The 25,207-nt window shown below is 51.6% G+C and carries 22 protein-coding genes; 8 read left to right on the top strand and 14 right to left on the bottom strand.

Going from position 1 to position 25,207, the window contains the following annotated elements; all coding sequences use genetic code 11:
- Window positions 1-61: 61 nt before the first annotated feature.
- The 6 genes from E2566_RS08485 to dinG form a co-directional block, all read right to left on the bottom strand.
- Entirely contained in the window at window positions 62-1,429 is a 1,368-nt protein-coding gene (locus E2566_RS08485; protein WP_107167953.1) for a TolC family outer membrane protein, read from the bottom strand.
- Window positions 1,430-1,431: 2 nt separating this feature from the next.
- Complete coding sequence (locus E2566_RS08480) at window positions 1,432-2,760, bottom strand: HlyD family type I secretion periplasmic adaptor subunit (protein ID WP_107167952.1); 1,329 nt, start codon at window positions 2,758-2,760, stop codon at window positions 1,432-1,434.
- Between the two features lie 28 nt (window positions 2,761-2,788).
- Window positions 2,789-4,516, bottom strand: a complete 1,728-nt coding sequence (locus E2566_RS08475) for a type I secretion system permease/ATPase (protein ID WP_107167951.1) — start codon at window positions 4,514-4,516, stop codon at window positions 2,789-2,791.
- 17 nt (window positions 4,517-4,533) lie between these two features.
- Complete coding sequence (locus E2566_RS08470) at window positions 4,534-4,845, bottom strand: protease inhibitor Inh/omp19 family protein (RefSeq protein ID WP_107167950.1); 312 nt, start codon at window positions 4,843-4,845, stop codon at window positions 4,534-4,536.
- A 105-nt stretch (window positions 4,846-4,950) separates the two neighbouring features.
- On the bottom strand, window positions 4,951-6,381 hold the full coding sequence (locus E2566_RS08465) for a serralysin family metalloprotease (protein WP_107167949.1): 1,431 nt from the start codon (window positions 6,379-6,381) through the stop codon (window positions 4,951-4,953).
- A gap of 628 nt (window positions 6,382-7,009) precedes the next feature.
- Window positions 7,010-9,109 carry an ATP-dependent DNA helicase DinG gene (gene dinG / locus E2566_RS08460; protein WP_107167948.1) on the bottom strand — a complete coding sequence of 700 codons (2,100 nt, stop codon included), beginning with the start codon at window positions 9,107-9,109 and terminating at the stop codon, window positions 7,010-7,012.
- 181 nt (window positions 9,110-9,290) lie between these two features.
- On the opposite strand from dinG, the gene E2566_RS08455 reads away from it, so the two are divergent.
- The 3 genes from E2566_RS08455 to E2566_RS22080 all read left to right on the top strand — a co-directional run bounded on the left by E2566_RS08455 (window position 9,291) and on the right by E2566_RS22080 (window position 11,023).
- Window positions 9,291-10,124 carry a helix-turn-helix transcriptional regulator gene (locus tag E2566_RS08455; protein WP_107167947.1) on the top strand — a complete coding sequence of 278 codons (834 nt, stop codon included), beginning with the start codon at window positions 9,291-9,293 and terminating at the stop codon, window positions 10,122-10,124.
- A 52-nt stretch (window positions 10,125-10,176) separates the two neighbouring features.
- Window positions 10,177-10,824 (top strand): LysE family translocator, encoded by a 648-nt coding sequence (locus tag E2566_RS08450; protein ID WP_107167946.1) that lies wholly within the window; start codon window positions 10,177-10,179, stop codon window positions 10,822-10,824.
- Window positions 10,825-10,915: 91 nt separating this feature from the next.
- Window positions 10,916-11,023: a hypothetical protein gene (locus E2566_RS22080; RefSeq protein ID WP_005972753.1), complete on the top strand. Its 108-nt coding sequence runs from the start codon at window positions 10,916-10,918 to the stop codon at window positions 11,021-11,023.
- 83 nt (window positions 11,024-11,106) lie between these two features.
- Here the strand turns inward: E2566_RS22080 and idi are convergent, their stop codons facing one another.
- From idi to E2566_RS08435, 3 genes are all read right to left on the bottom strand, one after another.
- Window positions 11,107-11,646, bottom strand: a complete 540-nt coding sequence (gene idi, locus E2566_RS08445) for an isopentenyl-diphosphate Delta-isomerase (protein ID WP_107167945.1) — start codon at window positions 11,644-11,646, stop codon at window positions 11,107-11,109.
- A gap of 121 nt (window positions 11,647-11,767) precedes the next feature.
- Entirely contained in the window at window positions 11,768-14,074 is a 2,307-nt protein-coding gene (gene bglX, locus E2566_RS08440; protein ID WP_107167944.1) for a beta-glucosidase BglX, read from the bottom strand.
- 362 nt (window positions 14,075-14,436) lie between these two features.
- A complete protein-coding gene (locus E2566_RS08435; RefSeq protein WP_107167943.1) occupies window positions 14,437-15,783 on the bottom strand; it encodes an aspartate aminotransferase family protein in 1,347 nt (448 codons plus the stop codon).
- A gap of 414 nt (window positions 15,784-16,197) precedes the next feature.
- Between E2566_RS08435 and E2566_RS08430 the strand changes: the two genes are divergently transcribed.
- From E2566_RS08430 to E2566_RS08410, 5 genes are all read left to right on the top strand, one after another.
- Window positions 16,198-17,217: an ABC transporter substrate-binding protein gene (locus tag E2566_RS08430; RefSeq protein WP_107167942.1), complete on the top strand. Its 1,020-nt coding sequence runs from the start codon at window positions 16,198-16,200 to the stop codon at window positions 17,215-17,217.
- 77 nt (window positions 17,218-17,294) lie between these two features.
- Window positions 17,295-18,305 (top strand): ABC transporter ATP-binding protein, encoded by a 1,011-nt coding sequence (locus tag E2566_RS08425; protein ID WP_107167941.1) that lies wholly within the window; start codon window positions 17,295-17,297, stop codon window positions 18,303-18,305.
- A complete protein-coding gene (locus E2566_RS08420) occupies window positions 18,302-19,954 on the top strand; it encodes an ABC transporter permease subunit (RefSeq protein WP_107167940.1) in 1,653 nt (550 codons plus the stop codon). The genes E2566_RS08425 and E2566_RS08420 overlap by 4 nt, the downstream gene beginning before the upstream one ends.
- 31 nt (window positions 19,955-19,985) lie before the next feature.
- The gene (locus E2566_RS08415) at window positions 19,986-20,756 is read left to right on the top strand and encodes a DeoR/GlpR family DNA-binding transcription regulator (protein WP_107167939.1); all 771 of its coding nucleotides are present in this window, start codon (window positions 19,986-19,988) and stop codon (window positions 20,754-20,756) included.
- 147 nt (window positions 20,757-20,903) lie between these two features.
- Window positions 20,904-21,590, top strand: a complete 687-nt coding sequence (locus E2566_RS08410) for a glutathione S-transferase family protein (RefSeq protein ID WP_107167938.1) — start codon at window positions 20,904-20,906, stop codon at window positions 21,588-21,590.
- Between the two features lie 66 nt (window positions 21,591-21,656).
- On the opposite strand, the gene pbpG is transcribed toward E2566_RS08410, so the two are convergent.
- From pbpG to E2566_RS08385, 5 genes are all read right to left on the bottom strand, one after another.
- Window positions 21,657-22,604, bottom strand: a complete 948-nt coding sequence (pbpG, locus tag E2566_RS08405) for a D-alanyl-D-alanine endopeptidase (RefSeq protein WP_107167937.1) — start codon at window positions 22,602-22,604, stop codon at window positions 21,657-21,659.
- 150 nt (window positions 22,605-22,754) lie between these two features.
- Window positions 22,755-23,264 (bottom strand): DUF6622 family protein, encoded by a 510-nt coding sequence (locus E2566_RS08400; protein WP_107167936.1) that lies wholly within the window; start codon window positions 23,262-23,264, stop codon window positions 22,755-22,757.
- Between the two features lie 61 nt (window positions 23,265-23,325).
- The gene (locus tag E2566_RS08395; protein WP_107167935.1) at window positions 23,326-23,682 is read right to left on the bottom strand and encodes an FMN-binding protein; all 357 of its coding nucleotides are present in this window, start codon (window positions 23,680-23,682) and stop codon (window positions 23,326-23,328) included.
- A 60-nt stretch (window positions 23,683-23,742) separates the two neighbouring features.
- Window positions 23,743-24,285 carry a class IV adenylate cyclase gene (gene cyaB, locus E2566_RS08390; RefSeq protein ID WP_107167934.1) on the bottom strand — a complete coding sequence of 181 codons (543 nt, stop codon included), beginning with the start codon at window positions 24,283-24,285 and terminating at the stop codon, window positions 23,743-23,745.
- A gap of 373 nt (window positions 24,286-24,658) precedes the next feature.
- Window positions 24,659-25,207 (bottom strand): hypothetical protein, encoded by a 549-nt coding sequence (locus E2566_RS08385; protein ID WP_107167933.1) that lies wholly within the window; start codon window positions 25,205-25,207, stop codon window positions 24,659-24,661.

Below are 25,207 nucleotides of genomic sequence, written 5' to 3'. Positions count from 1 at the left end.
CTGCTTTTACGGCAACATAAAAATCATACCTCTTTAGCCGAATATGGTTTTCATTTCTATTTTAGTTTCTCATTACCTTGCTATTGCCTAAGGAATTTGTCGCGGGCTGAAACCGGGCCGCCAGTTCCAGAATATCTTTCTCGTTCAGCGTACCCGCCGTATAGCGCAGTAATAGCCATGCCTGAAGCCAGCTGTATTTCGCTTCCGCCAGCTCTCGTCGGGCGTTATACCAATCCTGTTCGGCCAGCAGAATATCCAGATTGATACGTTCTCCGCCTGCAACACTCAACCGCGTGGCGTTGACCGCTTCTTGCGCCGACGAGGTCGTCATTTGCCAGGCTTTGATTTTCGCCGAACCGTTATTGTACAGATTGTAATATTTTTTCAACTCCGCCAATGTTTGCTTGGTTTGATCGTCCAACTCTGCCTGGCTTTGCTGATATTCCGCCGCCGCCTGCCGCATCGATGCCGAGACGGAGCCACCGGAATAAAGCGGGACATTCAACTGCAAACCAACGCTCTGTGTGTCGTATTTCTGATTGTAGTTATATTCACTTTCCGAACGGCTATTGCGCGACGATGCCACCAGCGACAGCGTCGGTAAATGGCCAGCTCGACTGCGTTCGATTTCATAACGGCTGACGGTCAGCCCTTCGCGCTGTGTTGCTAGTTTTGCGTTGTGCTGCACGGCAAGATCGCGCCATTGCGCTAACGTCTGCTTACCTGACTCCGCAGACGGCAGTTGCGTGAGCGTCAGAGGGTGTAGCGCTGTAATATCCAGCGTTGTGCCTGTCATATTTTCCAGATCGGTAATCGCGGCATCCAGATTATCCTGCTGCTCAATGCGCTGTGCCTCAATCAGCGTAAAACGCGCTTCCGTTTCTCGCACGTCCGTTAAGGTCCCTTCGCCCGCCAGCAAGAGGCGTTTATTCAGCGCCAGTTGTTCGTGATACGCTCGCTGCTGTGCATCCAGCAATTGCAGTTTTTCCTGCGCTAGCAGCGCACTACTCCAGGCTTTATAAAGCCGTACCATCAGATCCTGACTGCGATCGCGAAAACGCTGATCGGCCATCAACGTACGGGCAACGCCTTGCTGATAACGTGCCCAGGCCGCATAGTCCAGCAGCGGCTGACGCAGCGAGAGCGTCGACGTGTAGCTGTTATAATCGCGTTTTAACGTGTTGTCGGTGAAGCTATCCGTTTGGGTGACTTTGGAGTGGCTACTGTTGGCACTATAGCCATATTGGAGATTCGGGAGCAGATTAGCACGCCCGATTGTTTCCTCTTCCTGACCGGCTGCTCGCTCAAACCCCGCCGCACGAAACTGGGCGTCATTGCGCAGCGCCAACTCCCAGGCATCAAGCAGCCCTAATGCGTCAGCGCCTGAGGAAAGGAACCCAAACAGCACGATTATCGCGATCCTTTGCATGATTACTCTTCCGTTAGTGCCAGATGCAGGCGATCCATTAAAGGCTTAAATAGATAATTGACGAATGACCGTTCTCCGGTACGGACAAACCCCTGTACCGGCATGCCGGGTTTGACTTCCAGCCCCTCCAGAGCACGTTTCCCTGCATCATCCACCATCACGCGCAGGCTGTAATAGGGAGAGCCGTCTCGTTCATCCAGCAGGCGATCGGCGGACAGCAGTTCAACGGTTCCCGCTACGCGCGGCGTGGTGCTTTGGTTAAACGCAACGAACTGAAGCTCAACGGCTAACCCTGGCCAGACTTTATCGACTAATTCAACGGGCAGGCGAGCATCAACCTGTAGAGGCTGATCGTCCGGTACGATCTCCAGAAGCGTCTGTCCCGGCGCAATAACACCGCCTTCAGTAAAGACTTTCAACCCGACCACCGTCCCGGAAACAGGCGCTCTCATCTGGATATTCGCCAGATTGAAGTCGGCTTTTTCCTTCTTGCTACCCACATCGCTCAGCAGTGCCTGGACTTCCGCCAGCTCACCGTTTACTTCTTTGTCATATTCTTGTTGGCGTTGTGCAATCAGCAGCGTCTGTTGCTCAATGTCACGTCGGGTGCGATTAATATCTCCCGCCAACTGTGCGATATCACCGTTAAGCTGCGCCAGCAGACGTTCGTTCTCCAGCATTTTGTTGCGCGGCACATAATTTTCCGCCGCCAGTGAACGTAACCCTTGTAGCTGTTGTTCCAGCGTTTCCCGCTGCTTCTGCTTGCTGGCTATCACCTGATGCTGGGCGCTTAGCGATGCCTCCATACCCGCAATACTTGTGCGCATTCCTTCCGCTTCAAGCTTGAGCGACTGCTGGCGGCTGTGCAGTAAATCGCGCTGCAATGCCGTAATCGCGTTCATCTCTGGCCTTTCCGCTAGCGGTTGCAGACGGGGCGTCAACACCATGTCATTCAGACGCTGCTGTTCAGCAAGCAGCCGACCTTCCCGCGCGACTAACTGTAAATACTGACCATCCAGACCCTCACTTGCCGAACGTGCATCAACCTCATTCAGCGTTAACAAAATCTGACCGACCTCCACCTTGTCGCCATCTTTAACCTGAATTTTATCGACGATACCGCCCTGATTGTGCTGAACAACTTTGCGATTGCCGGAGATCACGACGCTGCCATTTACCATAACCCCCTTATCCAACGGAGCAAATAGCGCCCACAGGAGAAAGCCGCCGAACCCGGCAAGCACTAGCAACCATCCCAAACGCACGGCACGTTTTTCATCGCGCCGCGCCATCTGGTTCATATTCTCTTCGCTTATTTCAGATGCGGACATGTCATTCCCTGTTTTCTCTCATTCCCTGTTACTGCTGGACAGCGGCAGAAGGTGTCATTTGTGCTTGGTTGGCGGCACGACGCGGCTGCAATTCGCTTAGAATGTCGCGCGCAGGCCCAAAACGCTGCTGTCTGCCTTGGTTAAGAACCAGGATTTTATGCGCCAGCGTGGTTAATGCAGGACGATGCGTAATCAACACCACCGTCGCTCCTCGCTTCTGAAGGTGCGATATCGCCTGTGCCAGCGCAACTTCACCTTCGTTGTCAAGGCTGGAGTTTGGCTCATCGAGTACCAGCAGGCAGGGATCGCCATATATCGCACGTGCCAGCGCGATACGCTGTCGTTGCCCGCCCGACAGCCCGTTGCCGTCAGCCCCAAGAGGCGTGTCATATCCCTGTGGCTGGCTAAGAATCATTTCGTGGACGCCAGCCAGCTTCGCCGCTGCGACAATCTTTTCCGCGTCATGCTCGCCAAAGCGGGAAATATTCTCCGCTAGCGTGCCTTTAAACAGCCGCACATCCTGTGGCAGATAGCCCATTGCCGGGCCAAACGCCGTTTTATCTACCTGACTGAGATCGGCACCATCCAGTCGAACCTTGCCACGCGTCGGTGTTTGCGTCGCAACCAGCAGACGCGCCAGCGTAGATTTACCTGAACCCGATGCGCCCAAAATCGCCAGCGTTTCGCCTGCCTGAAGCGAGAAATGGATATCCTGCAATCTTGATGCCCCTTGCGGCGTCTGTAATAAAACATTTTCGACGCTAAGCTGGCCCACTGGTGCGGGCAGCGCCATCGCCTCCGCTTTGGGCGGATACGCCGTCATAATTCGATTCAAGCGATGCCAAGCCTGCCGCGCGCTGCTCAACGGCTTCCAGATACCGATAAACTGATCGATAGGGCTCAGCACACGTCCGACAAGAATTGACCCAGCAATCATCATGCCCGGTGTGATTTCACCCTTAATCGCTAACATCGCCCCCACGCCGAGCATCAGCGATTGCAGAAAAATGCGCGCATGTTTTGACGCAGCACCAACAACTGCGGCTCGTTCGCTCGCCAGATTTTGCAGGGTAATAAAGCGATAATGTTGTCCCAACCAGCGCCGACGTAAGTTAGGCAGCATCCCCATTGATTCAATGACTTCGGCATTACGCAACTGCGTATCCGCAAGATGGGTCGCCTGTAGCGCTTCATGGTTTGCTTCTTCCAACGGCGACGTGGTGAGAGACTGATTTAGCCATGCCAGCAGCAGCAGAACTACCGTTCCCCCTAACGCCAGAAAGCCGAGAACCGGATGGATCAGGAACAGCACGAGTAAAAAGAAGGGAAACCAGGGAATATCGAAGAAAGCAAACAGTGAATTGCCCGTAATAAACTGCCGTAATAGCGTGAGATCGTTCAGTGCCTGACCCGCTTTTGCCTCGCCAGCCTCGAGATTGCGTTCAAACGCGGCGTTGAAGACCTGTTGATTCAACTGTAGATCGATCCGCGTACCGAGCCGAACGACAACCAGACTCCGCACCCATTCGAGCGCCGCCATGAATATACCCAGACCAGCAATCAGCAGGGTGAGCATCAGCAAGGTCGTACCATTCCCTGAAGCCAGTACACGATCGTAAACCTGAAGCATATAGAGAGAAGGCGACAGCATCAGTAGATTAACGATGGCGCTGAAAATCCCAATGCTCCAAAAGCTGCGCCGGAAAGGACGCAATATGCTCAACAACGAACGTTCCTTATTTGATAGTTGACTCACTGCGTTTGCCTCTCCTGTCAGGGCTGTTTGTGCATCGTCCGTGTACTGCCATCAGGCAATGTCAGCGTATAACCCTCTTTTTCCTTGCTAAAGAACACGACGGACTGTCCCTGCTCTTTCGTCAGCGTGATACCATCCGGCGTCGGCCGCCAGCCTACGGGTACATCGGATAACAGCGCTTTTAAACACGGCGCGTCGCCCTCAAAGCGCCAGGTGTTATCCAGTAACGGCGTATTGTGCAGCACGACTTCGCACTGCTGTTCCCCGCCACGCAATTGCCATACGCCGCTTAGCTCACTTGCTGAAGGCAACTTCAAACTACTCGCCATACATCCTCCGCTTATTGCACTTAACAGCGCCGCGATGATTAACTTTTTCATAGTGGCCCCAACTCGATAACAGAAAAGGACGGGGAAATCCCCGTCCTTGCTACATCACACGATAAAATCGGTTGCCGCAGAAGGCTGACCAACAATATGCACAACAAAGTCTGGCGTGGTCTGACCCGCAAAATTCAGCCACAGATTGGTGGTGTTGCTGCCCGCATCCCAGTCAAGCAATGCCTCATTGCCACGTCCGGTGAAAGCATCAACAAACTGCAAATCTTTATTTTGATTCAGCGCTGACAGATCGATTTTGTCGATGCCGCGTTGGAAATCCGTGATGGTGTCATAGCCTGTCTTATAGGAAGAGTCGCTCGCGCTGGCATAGACGAAAATATCTTTGCCCGCACCGCCCGTCAGCGTATCTGCACCGCCGCCGCCGTAAATGACGTCATCACCCGCGCCACCATTCAAAATATTATTCGCGTTGTTACCGATAATAATATCGTTGCCGGAGCCGCCAATCGCGTTTTCGATCGTTACGCCGTGAGCGATAGAAACGTTACCTTTCAGGCCGCCAACGTCAGAGAAGCCACCTTCATTCAGGTTGATGCGCTGATCGTTTCGGTAGCCAGAGAAATCAAACGTATCAGTGCCGCCCGCATCCCAAACAGAGAAGATCAGTTTGTCACTGCTGCTGTTAGCTGAATAGAAATCACGACCGGTATTGGAGTTAAAACCGTATACCGTATCACCGGTACGCGTGTTCATGTTTGCGCCATAAAGATATTGGATCGCTGTGATGTCATCAATCAGCGGACCAGCAGCATAGTGCCCCTGGAAATCGCCTCCGGTATTCTGCTCACTCCAATAGCTCATCAGGCTGAACTGGCGCGTATCTTCCGCATAGGTCACATCACGGTAGGTCGGGTTACCCTCACCCGCATTGTAAGAACCTGGGTGGTTCAGGCCCAGCGCATGACCGATTTCGTGCGTCAACGTCTGTTTGCCATACTCTGTTGCTGGGTTACGTACCGTGTCGGAATTGTAGTTAAACCAAGCGCTGCCCGCCGCAGAGTGGTTACCTGGCATATAAGCATAAGCCTGAGTATCGTAGTCCATCCGACCACTTGAATCACGGGTGTAGTTACCAAACGTGATGGTAGCCTTTTGGGTAGGGCTAACCTGAGTAAACGTGATATTGGCGACATCTGACCACGATTGCAGAGACAGTTTGGCTTGTTGTTCCTGGGCGGCGCTGAATTTCACAAAGCCCTGATCGCCAGAAGGGATAGACCGCACGTTCTGTAAGAACGAATAGGTCAAATTAGCGGATTTACCGAATACGTTCGTTCCATTCCAGGTCAGGCCGTCACGGACAATTTCCTTCGCGGCCAGATCGCTGGTGAACGAGGGTTTGCCATTAAGCTGTCCTTCGCCACGGGAGTGGTAATTATACAGATCGTATACATCGCTATACCCCGTACCTGCGGCATGCAATGCTGATTCAGCGGTATCCTTATCTTGATCTCGTAAAGCCATCTTTTCTTCTCCATAAGTCTGATCGGGATGATCAGAATCCTAAATCCCTTCAGGCATATGAATGACATACGCCACGAACTAATGGCTTCTGGTGAGATAAAATTGATCAAAAATTATTTATATAAAAAACTCATATAAATAAAAGTTATTCCCATAAGGAAATAATTAAGAACACGAGATAATTATCTTCGTTATTATCAAATGAAAAATAATAAGGGACTAATGATTAATTTTTATTATTGAAATAGATAGAAAAAGCAAAGAGGGCTGAGCCAGGCAGCATTCGTTTTCGACAAGGAAGGAATTTTTATTAACTGCGTTAATTCTCATCATCATACCTATCCTTGGTTGATAAAAACCGCACTTAGCAATGACATAGTTTGTCACACGTATTAACGGCATCCTTGCTGTTCTGAGACAAATCTAACAAATAAGAATAAAAAAATATAGCGCTAAATAGGGGCTAATTACCCCCTTATTCGGAGGACGGATATACCCGTCATACTTCAAGTTACCTGTGCGTTGGCCGCGTTCAGTCGCCCGAATCACTTACTTGAGTAAGCTCATCGGGACTCCTTCGCTTGCCGCCTGCCTGAAACTCGAATTATTTAGGGTATAGCGGAATTTGTTATGGCATATCCCGCTGTTCAATCGGGAAGACAGGCAGCGCCGCCAGCAGCTGTGCACCATAACCTTTCGTCAGCAATCGCCTGTCATAAATGACAATTTCACCAAAGCAATCATGGCTACGAATAAGACGCCCAACTTGTTGGATAAGATTAAACGACGCGCTGGGCAAACTCTGTACGATAAACGGGTGCCGCTTGAGGCTTTTTAGCCATTCGCCTTCCGTCAAAATCACCGGGCTGTCGATGGGCGGAAACGCGATTTTATGGATATGCACCTGAGAAAGTAGCTCCCCTTTCAGATCCAACCCTTCCGCAAACGACTGTAAGCCAATCAGCACACTGGTCTGGCCTTCTTGTACCCGCTGACGGTGTAGCTCAACCAGCCTGTAACGCGGCTTATCTCCCTGAACCAGCAGCATCAGGCGTAAATCGGTGACCTGCGTCAGAAAGAGTTGCATAGCACGTTGGCTGGCAAACAGCATCAACATACCTTTATGCTTATCCTGTTTTAACTCCGCTCGGAAAAATTGTGCCATTTCAGCAATATGCTGCGCTTCTGATTCCATTAGTGGTTCATAACGCATCCTGGGAATGACCAGACGCCCTTGTTCACGGTGATTGAACGGTGAATCCAGCGCAATAAACGTATCCCCTTCCTGTTCGCCCAAACCGGAAAGTTCCTGTATGCGCGCAAAGCTGTTCAGCGAACGCAACGTGGCCGATGTCACCACCACATGCGACACCTTACTCCACAGCAGTCTTTCAAGCTGATCGCAGACGCGAATTCCCGCGCAGTGCAGGTGAAGATGTGGCTGGTTATCACGCATTTCCCGCGTAATCCATTTAGAAACCGGTGCGTTTGACGATTTTTCCATCGCCGCCAGCCGCCATAGCTTGCTCATCGACTCAAAGTAGCCTTGCTGGCGGCTCATTTTCAGCAACGCGTGATAGACCCGCACCACATCATGCTTGCCGGTTTTTTCGCTGAGGTCGTTGAGCATATACTCCACCAACGCTCGTAGCGTATCGGTCAGCTTGAACAATCGCACACAGAGCTCACGCATTTCATCGGGCATTTTGCCCATCGCAAAGCGGTATTCTGTTTCCTGCCCGTCATGCGGCAAAAACAGCGCGCACATTTGCGAGAAAGACAGTACACATTCGCGGATCTCCTCACAGTGGCTGATTAGCCGTTCACTGTTAGCGAGGCGCGGTGGCGATTTTGGCGCGAATTGCGCCATACACTGCCCGATAAGCTGCACCAATTGTTCCATTTGCGCCATCATATAGGCAGGATGAATATCGCCGGACATCTCCAGCGTATCGCGGGCAACGTCGGGAATATGGTGCCCTTCATCAAGCACCAGCAGTAAATTCTTAGGGGGAGGAAGTACCGACTCACTTTCCATCGCCGCCATCACCAGTGCATGGTTGGTGACAACGACATCCGCCTGTTCGATCTCACGCCGTGCGATGAAGAACGGACACTCGCGGTAATAATGACAGTTGTGCGCAAGGCAGTTCGCTTTGTCCGTACACAGTTTCTGCCACAGGCTATCATCAATCGAGTCCTGATAATGATCACGCAGCCCGTCCCAGACATGGCCTTGCAGTGCTTTTTCAAGCTTTACACAGACGCGTTCTTCTTCCTTACTGGCAGACAGCCGTTCATCATCCAGAAAGAGCGGTAAATCCCCCTGCGCGTCAGGATCGGTCGCCAGCATTGCCAAATTACGCGGGCAAATATACCGACGACGGCCAAATGCAGCGGTAAATTTCAGTTCAGGAATAAATTTCTGCAACAACGGCAAATCTTTGCTGTAAATCTGATCCTGCAATGCCACATTCGCGGTGCTGACCACCAGCGTTTTATCTTCCGCACGCCCGACAGCAATCCCTGGAATAAGGTAAGAAAGCGTTTTCCCGACGCCAGTGGGTGCTTCAATAGCCAGATGGCGCGGGTAATCACCCGCCAACGTTTTCGCCACTTCGGCAATCATCTGTCGCTGGGGAACGCGGGAAATAAAATCCGGGATTTGCTCTTGCAGGGCCTTATACCATTGACCAATCTGCAATTTTATTGCGGGGGACAGCGTCATGCATACTCTATATTTGTGTAATCTGGTCGCTATTGTCCCACAGACGCCCGACGGCGTCAGCCGATATCACGTTCGCAATGATTCCGGTCTCGACAATCTTTCGTCCAGCGATTAGGGTAAAACCCTGTCCTTGCCATGAGCAGTAAACGCTATCTCCGGTAAACAATAGCTTCGGTAAATTATGTCTTTAGTTCATGCTATCAACCAGTCGTACTGGTTTTCTTCACGATTACCCCATGTTGAAAGCCGCACCACGCGCAACAGTCGCCAAGCCTATAAAACACACAGTCATGCACAATTTTCGATTGGAGCGATCGAGCACGGCGAAACGCTTTGCCATTACCGCAACGAAACACATCACCTACAGATTGGCGATCTGATCTTTATCGATCCCCAGCAGCCGCACAGCTGTAACCCGCTTCCAGGGAAAACGCGCAGCTACCACATGCTTTATCTGGATGCTGAGTGGTGCCTCGACCAGATCGCCACGCATTGTGGCTATCGGGCAGATAGCGTGCGTTGCAACTGTATCGTACTGCGCGATCCAGCGCTGTTTATACATTATCAGCGCATCATTGCTCTGCTGTACCGGGGAGACATTACGTCAGCTGATAACCAGCTAAAAACGATGCTGGAGCCCATTTGGCGACAATATTGCCTGCCAGACCCCGTATTAGCCCATCGCTCATTGCAAACCACAACGCTGCACGTACGCGAGCGTCTGCTGAATAATTTGCAAGCATCCCCGTCACTGGAAACGCTGGCAGATGAGCTGAATCTACGCCGCGAAACCATCGTACGGCAGTTTCGTCACGATACCGGCATTACACCAATGGCATTCCTTAATAATGCGCGTATTGAGTATGCCAAATCGCTGATGAAACAAGGTACGCCGCTCGTTGATGCCAGCTATCAAAGCGGCTTCTGCGATCAAAGCCATTTTCACAAAACGTTTGTGCAATATACAGCAGCCACGCCGGGGCAGTACGCGCGATCAATATTTGACAATAAATAGCCGAAAACCTTGTCTAGACTGGCTTCGATTATTTATCGAGGTCAGAAATATCATGTTTATCAATCTCCTTTTTTCCGCCGATTTCCTTTTTCCTGCCCATTTTCCTGCACTGGCACTGGCGCATTTTGTGGCGCTATTGAGTCCTGGCCCGGATTTCTTTCTGTTGACGGCCTACGCCATTCGCTACCGGCTGCGTGGTAGTGCGGGAATCTGTCTGGGCATCGCACTGGGAAATGGCATTTATATCCTGCTGGCGGCGATCGGCTGGGCAGGCATCCAGCATTCGCCGACACTTTTTACCGCCATCGAATTGGGCGGTGCGGCTTATCTAATCTGGATTGGCTACCAGCTACTGAAAAGTCGTTCTGTCCCGTTGCTACAGGCAGAACAGCAGTCCAACTGTTGCCCAACACTGCGCAAACAAATTCTACTGGGACTCGGTTCATCACTGCTGAATCCTAAAAATATGCTGTTCTACATCAGCCTGATGACCAGTATTCTTGGGCCGTATGTGACACCAGTGCAGCAATTCGTCAGCGGAAGTTGGATGTTTTCTGTTGTGCTGGCGTGGGATCTGCTCATCGCGACGCTGATCGCTCGTCCACGAGTTCAGCAGTGTTTAACGCGCTGGCTTAACCCAATTGAGCGCGGTGCTGGCATCATTTTATTGTTTTTCGGCCTGCTGCTTTTATTTCGGTAATCAGGTGTACTTAAAAAGTGAGAAGCGTTTCGGCCTTGTTTCATGGGCTGAAGGCATTATAATTCGGAGCAGTTAACAAAAGGATAACCTGATGACTCTTCAAAAAATCGGCATTATCGGTCTTTTTGCCTTTCTTGCCTTAGGCGGTATGTCCGGCATGATGCTGGTGGGCTACATTATTATCGAGCACGCGGGCTAAGGCTTTCGATCCACAACGCTGCCTCTACGGCACGGGTGCACGAACAGTGCCGCACGGAAACGCGGCAATTAACCTCGCCTTAATTAACCGGGTTGTTCAGACTGAAACGTCTGCCAATACTCAGGAATACGCGCGAAAGTCAGTTGGAACCAGGCCGTAAACTGCTCAGGTGTTGCCACCATCCGCCCTGCTATCTCATCTAGAGACTGATATTCATAGCTCGACACTTCATCGGGATTGATCTGCGGAACATCATCCGTCACGCCAAAGTACACATGCCCTAGTTCATGCTCAATCAACCCGTTATCCAGCGGCAGGCGATAGGTCAGCGTAAACACCGGCGTCAACGCACAGCGTAACCCCATTTCTTCATACAAACGGCGGTGTGCCGCCTGTAACGTTTCTTCACCGGGTGCAGGGTGGCTGCAACAGGTATTACTCCATAAACCACCGCTGTGATATTTCTCTTCTGCCCGCTGCTGTAATAACAACTGCTGACGAGAGTTGAAAATATAGACGGTAATCGCACGGTGTAACGCGCCTTTTACGTGCGCTTCCTGCTTTTCCATGACGCCAGTTGGCTTGTCATTTTCATCAACCAGCACGACTTCAGTCAACGGCATACCTTTTTCCTGCAAAACCTTATTCTCCGGTAATCACGCTTTATTTCGAAAATCACACTGTATTTCGGTCAAACCATTCGTGTATTCGCCGCCGGAAGCACCGGCGGCGAGGCGGGCTTTATTATAGCAGTGTGAAGCTGTCGCTCTTCACCCGCTGCGAATCCAGACCGATCATCACATCAAATTTACCGGGCTCAACGACCTGCTGCATGCGGGCATTGTAGAACTTCAGCGCATCCTGATCGAGCGTGAAAGTAACCGTGCGGGATTCTCCCGGCTGTAGCATCACCTTCTCAAAGCCACGCAGCTCTTTCAGTGGGCGACTGATGGAAGCCACTACATCGTGGAGATACAGTTGTACTACCGTTTCCCCGGCACGATTGCCGGTGTTTTTCACCGTGATGCTAGCGTTAATCGTCCCATTGCGCTTCATCGTCTGGCTGGACAAACGCACGTCAGACACGCTGAACGTGGTATAGCTCAGGCCATAGCCAAACGGATAGAGTGGCCCGTTGGCTTCATCGTAATAGTGAGAGGTATATTTACCTGGATTTTCCGGCGTGTAAGGACGGCCTGACGGCAGGTGATTGTAATAAATCGGAATCTGCCCGACAGAGCGTGGGAAGGACATCGGGAGCTTGCCTGATGGGTTATAGTCACCAAACAGCACATCGGCGATGGCATTACCCCCTTCCGTACCGCTGAACCAGGTTTCCAGTAACGCATCAGCCTGCTGATCTTCACGCACCAATGCCAGAGGACGGCCGTTCATCAGCACCAGCACCAGCGGTTTACCCGTGGCTTTCAGTGCTGCGATCAGATCTCGCTGGCCTTGTGGCAGATCGATATTCGAGCGGCTGGACGCTTCATGCGCCATCCCAGCGGCCTCACCAACGACTGCGACCACCACATCCGCTTTCTTCGCGGCTTCTACGGCTTCATCGATCATCACCTGCGGTGGACGTTTATCCACCTGCACAGCATCTTCATACTGGTTCAGGAAATCGATGATGCCTTTGTGATTACTGACATTGGCACCTTTAGCATAGAGAATCGTGGCTTTATCGCCGACCGCATTCTTCAGGCCCTGATAAACAGTGATCGTCTGTTTCGAGACGCCCGCCGCGGACCAGCTTCCCATCGTATCGCGCTGGCTGTCAGCCAATGGCCCAACGACGGCGATCGTGCCCTGTTTTTTCAGCGGCAGCGTTTGCAGACGGTTTTTCAACAGCACCAGACTTTTACGCGCCACATCACGCGCATCCAGACGGTGTAAACGGCTTTCCGCATTGGTATCCACCGGATCGGAACTCGCGACGCCCAAATGACGATACGGATCTTCAAACAGCCCCATATCATATTTCACGTTCAAGACCTGGCGACAGGCATCGTCGATCTCCTGCCTGCTCACCGCCCCACTTTTCACCAGCTCTGGCAAATAGCGTACGAAATATTCGTCACTCATACTCATGCCAATACCGGATTTTACTGCCAGACGCGATGCATCACGCGGATCGCTGGCAACGCCATGCTTAATCAGCTCTTTAATCGCACCGTGATCGGTAATGGTAATGCCTTTGAAATTCCACTGATCGCGTAGCACATCCTTCAGCAACCAGCTGTTTGAGGTGGCCGGTGTACCGTTGATGGAGTTCAGTGCAACCATCACGCCGCTGCTGCCCGCGTCAATCGCCGCTTTGTATGGCGGCATATAGTCCTGGAACATGCGCTGAGGGCTCATGTCCACGGTGTTATAATCACGTCCACCTTCAACCGCACCATAAAGCGCGTAGTGTTTGACGCTAGTCATCAGCGAGTGGCGTCCGGTTACGTCATCGCCCTGAAAGGATTTGACTACCACACCCGCGATTTTACTGGTCAGCCAAGTGTCTTCGCCGAAGCCTTCTGATACGCGGCCCCAACGTGGATCGCGGGTGATATCCACCATCGGTGCCCAGGTCATGTTCAGGCCATCTTCCGTCGCTTCATAAGCCGCCACGCGCGCACTTTTCGCAATCGCGTCCATATCCCAACTGGAGGCTAATCCCAAAGCAATAGGGAAAATAGTGCGTTGACCGTGCACCACATCATAGGCGAAAAACAGGGGGATCTTCAGGCGGCTAAGCTGCATGACCTGATCCTGCATTGCACGAATATCCTGACGGGTCACTGTATTAAAAATCGCGCCAACCTGGCCATTTCTAATCATTTCACGGATGGCTTCTTTCGGGTTATCCGTTCCGACGCTGATCAAGCGGAGCTGGCCGATTTTCTCTTCCAGCGTCATTTTCTTCAGTAAATCCGTGACAAACGCATCACGCTGCTGATGTGAAGGCGATATTGATGCCGGCACAGACGTCAATTCCTGCGCAAACACCGGATTACAGGCAAGTCCAATTGCTATAGTCAGTGAAGTAAGCCATTTCATTCGTTATAAAGACCCAGTCAATCCAGGCGTCAGAGCGTCAGATCAAAACGAGGCGCTGAAGCACAAGACAGGTTGAAGATTCCGACGGTCACATCCCTTCTCTGACAAGGCAAAAAACACCTTCTCCTGCCTTAAGCGAATAAGGTTTCCCGATAGAGGTTGCCGCACCGACGCACTCAAATGCACAGCGCGTAATATAGTGCATTTGTTGAGATTTCATTTAATAAAAACTGCAAGAATAATGCTAAACGATACGCATAATTCACATTCAACCTAAGCAAGCTGGGCAATAACGAGGAAAAAACGTACAGTAGGAAGCCACATGCGGCGGGCGGCTACCGACGCATGTGTATCTGGGGGAATTAACGCCGATGAGACTGCAAACTTAAGGCCCGATCGAGCGATCCAACCAGCCAGTCAATATCATGCTCTTGAAATGCTAACGGCGGGCGTAGCTTCAATACATTACCATGCGGGCCTGCAACCGATGTGAGGACACGTTCAGCACGAAGCTGTTCAACCACGTCCAGCGCCAGTGCTTTATCCGGCGCTTTTGTTTCTCGATCGCTGACCAGCTCAAAGCCGATAAACAACCCCGCCCCGCGCACATCACCGATACATGCATGACGGTCGGCAAGCAGCGTCAGCTCCCGCTGCAATTTTTCCCCGACAATGCGGCTATGTTCCTGTAAACCCTCCGCACGAATAACGTTTAATACCGCCTGCGCTGCCGCCATCGACACCGGATTCCCACCAAACGTATTAAAATAGGGAATTTCATCGCTAAAGGCCGCCAGCACATCGGCTTTTGCCAATAGCGCCGAAACCGGTATACCGTTGCCCATCGGTTTACCCAATGTCACGACGTCCGGCACAATACCATGCCGACCAAATCCCCAAAAATGCTCACCCGTGCGGGCAAAACCGGGCTGGACCTCATCGGCAATGAAAATCCCACCGTTGGCATGCACCACCTCTATCGCCGGTTGCAGGTAGCCAGCCGGCCCCGGCAATACGCCATCCGAAGAAAAAATGGAGTCAGCCAGAAAACCAGCGAATTTGATGCCGTTCGCGGCCATATCATCAATTTGCAATTGAATTTGTTGCGCGAACCAGACGCCCAGATCCGCCGCCTTCACGCGATAACGATCGGGAGCTGGCACAAGACGCGTAGTCGCCGCCAGAGGTTGCCCGCTTCCGAGCGCAGGCGACGCACCGGACGTCAACTCGCTGGTCCCGTGATAGGCTTCTCGACTCACAATAATACCGGTTCCGCCGCTGTAGGCTCGAGCTACACGGATCGCCAGATCGTTAGCCTCCGATCCGGTACACATGTACATCGCCTTATTGATAGCGGCTGGCACCGTGCTGAGAATATCCGCTGAGTAATCCAGAATTCGTTCGTGTAAATAGCGGGTATGGGTATTGAGCTGACGCATTTGCTCGTGAACGGCCTCAATGACCGCAGGGTGACAGTGCCCGATACTGGCGACATTGTTATAAACATCCAGATATTTATGCCCAGCAGCATCCCACAGATATTGCCCCTCACCACGCACCAGATGCACCGGATTACGGTAGAACAAACGATAAGAATCCCCTAACACCTCGGTGCGCCTATTCGTCAGCCTACGCGTAGACTCATCCAGCGCATCCGCATGCTCAGTGCGAAAACTGTTGGTATCCATAATGGTTGAGCGTGTCGCCATAATGACTCCTGTATCAAGGTTGTGGCCCGACTGCGTATCACGTAGATAAAACGCATCGCGCATGTTCAGATAACACTCACCCTACACCAAAAGCAATAAAATACACAAATACAAAAAAATGCACTTTTTTGATGCACAAAAATGCCAAAAAAGTGCAATAAACTCATCACAAAAAAAGACACACTATTCAGTCCATTCGTTAATCACGTCACTCCACACACCGAATAAATCAGTAATGCATTGATTAAATTAATCATTAAAACAGAAAACATCATCAACGCAGAAGATGGCACGATTAGTGCTAAAACCTCATACCCCTCGTCATAAACACAAAAATACACAAAATGGCGATACACCATTCGAGACGAGGGGAACACCGATGCCAACATTTTCCACAACCGTAGGGGAACATTTATGAACCGATCTTTATTTCGTCGCGTTAGTCTGCTTACTGCGTTCACCTGTGCCACGCTGGTTAATGCTGCGGCACACGCGGGCACCATCACGGTCTATACCTCGCTAGAAGAAGATGAGATCAAAGATTACGTCGCACAGGCCAAGAAAGACTTGCCCGACCTGACCATTAACGTACTACGTTTGTCCACTGGCGACCTTGGCCCACGGATTCTGGCCGAATCCAAAAATCCGCAGCATGACGTCATTTGGGGCTGGGCGGTGACCAGCGTGATGGACCCACGGCTCTCTGCATTATTGGAACCTTACGATGCCAAAGGCAGTGACCGTCTCGCAGCCACCTATCGCGCGCCGGATCACAAGTGGTTCGCAGCAACAGGTTATATGGCCGCCTTTTGCGTCAATACCGAAGCGCTAAAAGCCAAGAATCTTCCGGTGCCTGCATCCTGGCAAGATCTGACAAACCCGATCTATAAGGGGGAGATTGTGATGCCAAATCCCGTCTCGTCCGGCACCGGCTACCTGCAAATTGCCGCACTACTGCAAGCTAAAGGTGAACAAAACGGCTGGGCATTTCTGAAGTCACTGGATGGCAATATCGCCCAATACACCAAGTCAGGCTCACGTCCGTGTAAAGCCGCACGCACGGGGGAATATGCCATCGGCGTGTCACTGGCTTTCGCCGCAATGCAGTCAATTGAAGAAGGTTACCCCGTCAAAATGGTGATCCCCAACGATGGTGCTGGCTATGAGTTAGAAGCCTCCGCCCTGATGACCGCAGCCAAAAATAAACCCGACGCCAAACGGTTCCTTGACTGGACACTTTCCAGCCATGCCGCCGCGCTGTACACCAAATACAAAGAGATCGTGACTATTCCTGGCGTTGAACAGTCCAAAGCCGCGCAAATGGCCGGGCTACCGGCCGATCTCACACACGTCCTCTACCCCGTGGACTTTACCAAAAGCGCCAACGATCGTGATGCCACACTGGCAACCTGGCAAAAATCCATCGGCCGATAACGGCCTGTATTCGCAGTAAAGGCTGCCGCGAAAAATCTGTTTAGCTTCGCGGCAACCGTAATTAAGAGGTCGCATTTATGGCACTGGTTATTCAAAATCTTCATAAAAGCTTTGATGGTTATGTCGCTCTCGATCGCATCAATTTGTCGATCGAAAATGCCGAATTTGTCTGCCTCCTTGGGCCTAGCGGCTGTGGTAAAACGACGTTGCTGCGCATTATTGCCGGGCTACTAAGCTGCGATGGGGGGAAAATCACGCTGGACGATCGCGATCTGGTTAACGTACCGGCAAGGGAAAGAGGCTTTGGCATCGTCTTTCAGTCCTACTCACTTTTCCCCCACATGACGATTGCGCAAAATATTGGTTATGGTCTCAAAATTCGCCAGACGCCTGCTGAGGAAATTGCCGCACGCGTCAGCGATCTGTTGGATACCGTGCGCCTCAGCGGATTCGGCGATCGTTATCCTGCCCAGCTTTCAGGAGGGCAGCAGCAGCGTGTCGCTATTGCACGTGCGCTGGCCGTCAACCCTTCCCTACTATTACTGGATGAACCGCTCTCGGCACTAGATGCACGCGTACGCGCCGGATTACGTCAGGAATTACGCGATGTGCAGCAGCGGCTCGGCATTCCGACCCTGATGGTCACGCACGATCAGGAAGAAGCGATGAGTATGGCGGATAAAATCATTTGTATGCACGGTGGACGCATTGTGCAAGAAGGGACGCCGCACGAACTCTATACCAGTCCACGCACGCGTTTCGTTGCCGAGTTCATGGGGCACAGTAATTTTCTGTCACGCGATGTCGTCAACACATGGATGCCAGAACTCCTCCCTTCCGCGCAAGAGCCTGCGCTACCGGAAGGCGCTGAGTTGTTTATCCGCCCGGAAAGGATTGCCCTACATAAAGCGGAAGGTGCAGAAGGACGCGTCATCAACACCAGTTTCCTCGGCAGTATCCAACGCATACAGGTGATATGGAAATCGCAGCCGCTATTAGTCGAGACCAGTAGTGCCGTGAACTGGAATCCTGGCGACCCCATTCATCTCTCGATTCGCGCAGAAGACTGCGCCTGGGTACAAGCATGAATCAGACACATCTTCCTCCGCAAACGGTCAGCGATCGCTGGCTTTCTCGTCTGTGTCTGTGGGTTCCGCTGCTGGCGCTACTCATGTTTTTCGGCATACCGATGCTAAGTATCGTCTGGCACAGCCTGTTGAACGATCAAAACGGGACTGTTGGGTTATCAAACTATTTGGCGTTGATGGACTCACCCGGTATCTGGCGGGCGACCGCAAACAGCCTGTTACTTGGCATCGTCACCACGCTGGTCACGCTTTTGCTGGGGTTTATTGTCGCCTATGGGTTGGAATGTACGGCGATGCCTGCAAAGCGTTTTATCGCATTTTCGACCTCACTGCCTATCCTTGCCCCCTCGCTGGTGTTGGGATTGGGACTGATTTTTCTGCTGGGAAGAAACGGCATCATCGGCAACATTATTGGCGTGCGATTGGATATTTATGGTTTCTGGGGGCTGTTGATCGCCAACGTCCTGTACGCGCTGCCACAGGCGATTCTGATCATTCGCACCACGCTGCGCCATAGCGATACACGCCAGTATGAAGCCGCTAACGTTCTGGGTGCCTCTGACTGGCGGCAGTTTCTGGACATCACCCTCCCCGGCCTGAAATATGGCTTGCTGAGTGCGGCCTTTGTCATCTTTACCATCACGATCACCGATTTCGGCAACGCGATTGTCATCGGTGGTAACTTCTCGGTACTGGCAACCGAGATCTATAGCCAGGTTAGTGGTCAAATGAAATTCGGCATGGGAGCTGTTGTCGGGATTCTACTCCTGCTGCCTGCGGCTGCCTCAATCTGGATAGAGCGCGCCACGACAAGGCGGCAGAAAGCCATCGGTTCACATGCCGCTATCCCGCACGTTCCGCAACCGCTGCGCACACGCGATATGTCGTTCTATCTGGCAACCATGACTATCGCACTCATGATTGTCACCGTTATCGGCACCGTCATTATTGCCAGCATGATACGCCTATGGCCGTATCGTCTGGATCTGACGCTAAAACATTACGATATTGATCTCGCGGGAGGCTACACGCCACTATGGACGTCAGTTTGGATCTCGGCGCTGGCGGCAGTGGTCGGCACCGCGCTACTGTTCCTGCTCACCTTCGGCATTCACCGCCAGCCGGGCAAAGTTGCCAACACCGCCGTACTGCTTAGTGCATTGCCTGTTGCTGTTCCCGGCCTGGTGTTGGGGTTATCTTATGTGTTCACGTTCAATACGGCCGATCTCCCGTGGGGAATGCTGTATGGTTCGGCGCTGCTGGTGGCACTATGTAATTATTACCATTATCACACACAAGGCTACACCACGATGATGATGGGAATACGCAACGTGCCGCATGCGATGGAGGACGCCACAACTGTTTTAGGCGGCGGCGTAGTGCGTATTTTACGTGATGTCTACCTGCCAGCTATGCGCGTCACGCTGATTTCGGTCGCTATGTTTTTATTCATGCGCTCAATGGTTACACTATCAGCCGTGATTTTTTTGGTCACGCCGTCGTTGCCTTTAGGTGCCGTCACCGTGATGCGACTGGATGAAGCCGGCTTTACGTCACAGGCTGCCGCTTTTTCGACCTGTATTATGGGCATCGTGGCGGTGACCGCACTGCTTCTGCACCTGGTAACAGAAAAGCGGCAATCATGGTAACCGGTGTCACAACATTAACGAATGGACAGCTATGTTAGAAGAAACGCGGTTACATCGCATACAGGCCCTGCTCTCAACATTAAACCGGGTGAGCACCGAGAAGATTATTCAACATCTTGGTGTTTCGCGCGAAACCGTACGACGCGATATTCTCAAGCTGGAAGCGGCAGGGGCGTTACGCCGCGTTCATGGTGGGATCGTAGCCACAACGGAAGAGCCGGAACCACCGTTGTCCATTCGCAATACCGTGCGTGAAAAAGAAAAACAGGCGATTGCCCGTGCGGCGGTACAACAGCTACAGGCCGGGCAAACGCTGTTTATCGACGCAGGTAGCACCACCTCTCTGTTCGCCGACGAACTGCTTTCCATGCCGGGAATGACGGTGATTACCAACAGTCTCACCGTCGCGCAGAAACTTACCGCCACGGAGTCTGTCGCACAACATAGCGTGATACTACTCGGTGGATACATGGGAGCCTCAGCACAGGCAACCAGCGGCGATATCACAATCAATGAACTGGAACGCTACCGCGCCGACGTGGCGATCCTCTCTCCTGTTGGAGTGGATGCGACCTCTGGCGCGACCAGTTTTGCTCACCACGAAGCGGCAATTGCCCGATCGATGGTGCAACATGCCAGAACGCGAATTATCCTCGCAGATCACAGCAAGATTGGCATCACGAGCCGCGTGGTCTATGCCACCATGCAGGAAATCGACATGATCGTGACTGATACGCTTAGCGCAGACAAACCCGAACTCTCGTTACTCCAGAGGCATTGCCAGCAGGTTATCATCGCCTGATGAACCGCGATGAAACACCTTTCCTGTAGTTCATCGCTGGCCTCAAACCGGATTGTTCTACTCGCTACACGGGTGGGTAAATGCAGGGTGATTTCTACCGTCTTTCGTGCTAATGCTAAGGCTTCGCTAATGCAAGGAGCCTCAGACATGTATCAGTTGTACATCGCCAATAAGAACTATTCATCCTGGTCGTTACGCCCGTGGGTACTGTTGAAAACGCTGTCGGTTCCTTTCGAGGAGAAGCAGGTTGTTTTTGCGCCGGGCATGGCACAGCCAGCGTTTAAGGCTTTTTCACCGACGGCAAAAGTCCCCTGCCTGATCGATGGCGAAACCACCGTCTGGGATTCATTGGCGATTACCGAGTATCTGGCTGAACAGCACCCCGACATCTGGCCTGCTGATGCCAAAACCCGTGCCTGGGCTCGCTGTGCCGCCGCCGAAATGCATTCCGGCTTTACCACACTGCGCAATACCTGCGCCATGAGCTGCGGCGTGCGCGTCAAGCTGAACGAGATATCTCCTGCTCTCAGCAGCGACATTACGCGTATCTCTGAGCTATGGCAGGAAGGATTAACACGATTTGGCGGGCCGTTTTTAGCGGGGAAACAATTTTCAGCGGTAGACGCGTTTTTTGCCCCCGTCGTTTTCCGTATCAAAACCTATCAGCTTACCGTCTCACCGGAAGCCGCCGCTTACTGCGAGCACTTGTTGGCATTGCCCGCGATGCAGCAATGGCTACAAGACGCCCTAGCTGAAACCTGGCGCGAAGCCGCACACGAGGAAGAGGTAACAAATGCAGGTGAAGTGGTAGAGGATTTTCGCGCGCGCGCCTAACGCAATCGGTGACCCTTTCGGCCACCGTCAAAACGCCCCTCCCGGACACGGGAAGGGATCAGTCTCTTATTCGGTATCGATATTCGCCATGCTCTGCGGTTGGCGAGAAGCCAGCGATTTTTGTTTCTTATAGCTCAACGCGGCGGCGGGCACCTCGCTAACCTTACCGGTTTCAATCCACTTACGCAGGCGGTTAGCATCCGCAAAGTGCGTGTATTTACCGAATGCATCCAACACCACCAGCGCAACAGGTCGTTGATTAATGACCGTACGCATCACCAGACAATGCCCGGCCTGATTCGTAAAGCCCGTTTTGGTGAGCTGAATGCTCCAATCCGCTTTATAGACCAGATGATTAGTATTTCTGAATGGCAGGCTGTACGCCGGATGGGTGAACGTCGCCGTTTTTTCCTGTGTCGTGCTGAGCTGGCTCAGTAATGGATATTGCTTGCTGGCAATCAGGAGCTTGGTAAGATCGCGGGCGGTCGACACATTATTAATAGACAAGCCAGTTGGCTCGACATAACGCGTGTGTGCCATACCGAGTGCACGGGCTTTGGCATTCATCGCACGGATAAACGCCTGATAGCCGCCCGGATAGTGGTGCGCCAGACTGGCCGCCGCGCGGTTTTCGGATGACATCAGCGCCAGTAGCAACATATCACGGCGGCTGATCTCACTGTTCAGACGAACGCGCGAGTACACCCCTTTCATTTCTTTCGTCTGGCTGATATCGACAGAGATAATTTCATCCAGCGGCAGATTGGCATCCAGCACCACCAGCGCTGTCATCAGCTTCGTCACCGACGCGATCGGCACAACGACGTCAGGATTGCTGGAATAAAGAATATGGTTATCACTCAAATCCACCACCATCGCGCTACCAGAAGCAATTTCCTGATGCGCGCTGCCTGCGGAATACGTCGGCGCTTTCGCCACAGCCTGAGGCAACATCACAGCATGGGTTGACAGTACCAACAGGCCAAAAAGAGAAAGCTTAAAATTTTTAGTCATTCTTCAATAACTTAAACAGAATTCTGTTAAATGAAAGGGATAGGCATCGGCATTATAATTTACCGCCTCTCCCCACGCACTCATGCAGCAGAAAAAGCTTTGTGACAAATTTTGACAAACGATTTCATCAACATACTGTTTTTTATAGCATTATGTCAGAGACGGTCTTATTTTGCGCATCTGGCTAAGCAAACGCAGGCTGACACCGCTGAATATCCCGGCAGTCATCCCGCTCGCCGCGCCGGAAAACAGGCAGAACGCAAGATCGTGAGCCAATGTCGGAAAGTACGCCAATTGGACGGCAAAATAGAAGCGAGAGAAAAACGTCATTAGCATCAAGATCAACGGCCACCACGAACCCGTGCGTTGAAAACAGCGTGATTCCGGCAAGTAGATTCCAGAGGTCTTCCCCCACATCCACCCCATACCCAGTCCACCCATCAGCATCAGTAGAAACCCGCTCGCCGCCGCAAGCGGGAGCATTAGCGTGTGAAAAATCGAGCTAATACCCCACACTATAAACACCACTGGCACGACTAACATCTGCGCCAGGGATTGTCGCCTCGGCTGGCTGGCTTTTACACCAACATAAATCAGGTAACCCAAAATAGCCCACACCCAATAAGGCGTGTGGCGCAGAATAATCAGCAGGTTTTCCACGGCAATGCGATTCCTTTATCAACGATGCCTTTATGAGTGATGATAGTCACGTTGTGTTCAATCACGGTGTGACTTTTGCCTGTTCTAGCGCCTGTTTCACCGCATTAATTACGCCCTGGCTTGATAATGTGGCACCCGTTACCGCATCCACTTTGTTAATATCCTGCTTCTCAAGAAGCTCCGGCACAATTTGATCGGTCGCGCTCAGCATCATCGCCTCGGTATCGCCATGCTTGAGCACTTCAGCATTGGCGATCTTCCCATCTTTGATGCTGACCGTCACTTCAACCTCTGCCGCCTTACCCTGTGCTTTACCGATGTAGGTGCCGTCTTTATATTGCGCCACATTACTGCCATGAACGGACAAAGAAAAAGCCATCACCACCGTGGCCAGCACCGCCGGAATAGATTTTTTCATCATTTTTCCCTATGTAAATAAAACAATAAAAGCAACAATTCAATAACCAAAAAAGAACAATCAGTTAAAACCTAATAATTGGTAATAAGATTTCGTTTCAATATTATCCAATGACAACTGAAGCCGTAATGCACACTCTATACACCGATCTCTGAGTGCTTTCAACTGAGTTTCATCATCGGTCATCACGGATATTTCGACAAAATACCCAAGTGATTCAATATAATCGAGGGTAATATGGAAGGCGTTTAAAAAATAGATGCTGCGGATTTTATGAATTTCAAACAAGGGCTGATACCCTAACGTCTGTAACATACTGTCAGTTTTTTCAAAGGCTTCGACGTTAACCGCTTCGCAACGATCGGCTCCCGGCCCTTTAACAATCCAAAGTTTTATCCCCGATGGCTCCATGCGGCGCACCAGCATTTTGATATTTTGCTGCCGTAGTCGCTTCTCTGAGTCATCGTAATAAATATCATGTTCTTTATTTTCAAAGACGAAAGCTTCTGGGTGAAGACTAAAAAGCGTATTTCTAAAAACGGCTATATCGTCGATACGAAATTTAAGTTCAACTTCATATTTCCCTGTGAAATGTTCAACCATGTTCTTTCCCCTCACTGGATTCCCTGAAATAACATTGACTCTCCGCCACATCGTTCAGCGCGTTATTACGCTGCCATGCGGAAATTCAAGAAAATAATGATTCAGTCATCCGTAAAATAGATCATACAGGTAACATAATATGGCCAAATGGCCGTCCTCTCACCCTCCTTGGATTAACACCCTACGTCCCTATCACCGCGATAATATTATCGTGTTATTACCTTACAACGCCGGAGACCCACGCACCATCCCTACCAAGACATGCAGAAGCGCGACTATCCACCGATAATTTTCCAGAAAAAAATGCGGTCAGAATCGCACTGGACGCTGACCGCCGTTAATAGTAGCTGAGAAAGAAAAAACCGCTAGTTCTTCACGCAGCAACCGCAGGTAACAGCAAGATCAGTGCAGAATCGAAGCCGTGATGGTGCATAAACTCACGCAAAATAAGCAACCGGGCGGAAAAAGCGTTTTCTAGCGGAATGCCTTCCCAGCTAGCCGGGCTCCCTAGCATGACACGTTCCAGACGTTTAAATGTTCGTTCCATATCATCCTGCGGCAGCCGCCATCCGCCATCCTCTTCTTCTGCTCCAGAAATCTGTGCGATTGTCTCCAATGCAGGGTCGAAAGAGAACAAAGCGGAATTCGCAGGGATGTCGTGCCGAATACGCGTCACCTCATCTTCTACCGCCATGATCGCTAATTCCATCTCATCTGGCGTCGGGGGAAGATGCTTGAAAAACGTCGCCGCTGTTTTGTCAAAACCGATGGTCAGTTGCAGAATTGCCGACGGTTGTGATGCCGCCCCGCAAATGACAGTCGTCTGCTGTTCACCAATACAGAGCACCGTCACCGGAATATCCGGTGCGACACGCTGTCTGGCAAGCGCATACACATGCTGTAGGTTCACCTCATTGTCCAT

It is taken from the genome of Pectobacterium punjabense, assembly GCF_012427845.1.
Classification (GTDB): Bacteria; Pseudomonadota; Gammaproteobacteria; order Enterobacterales; family Enterobacteriaceae; genus Pectobacterium; species Pectobacterium punjabense.
This window is presented reverse-complemented; position numbering and strand designations above follow the sequence as displayed.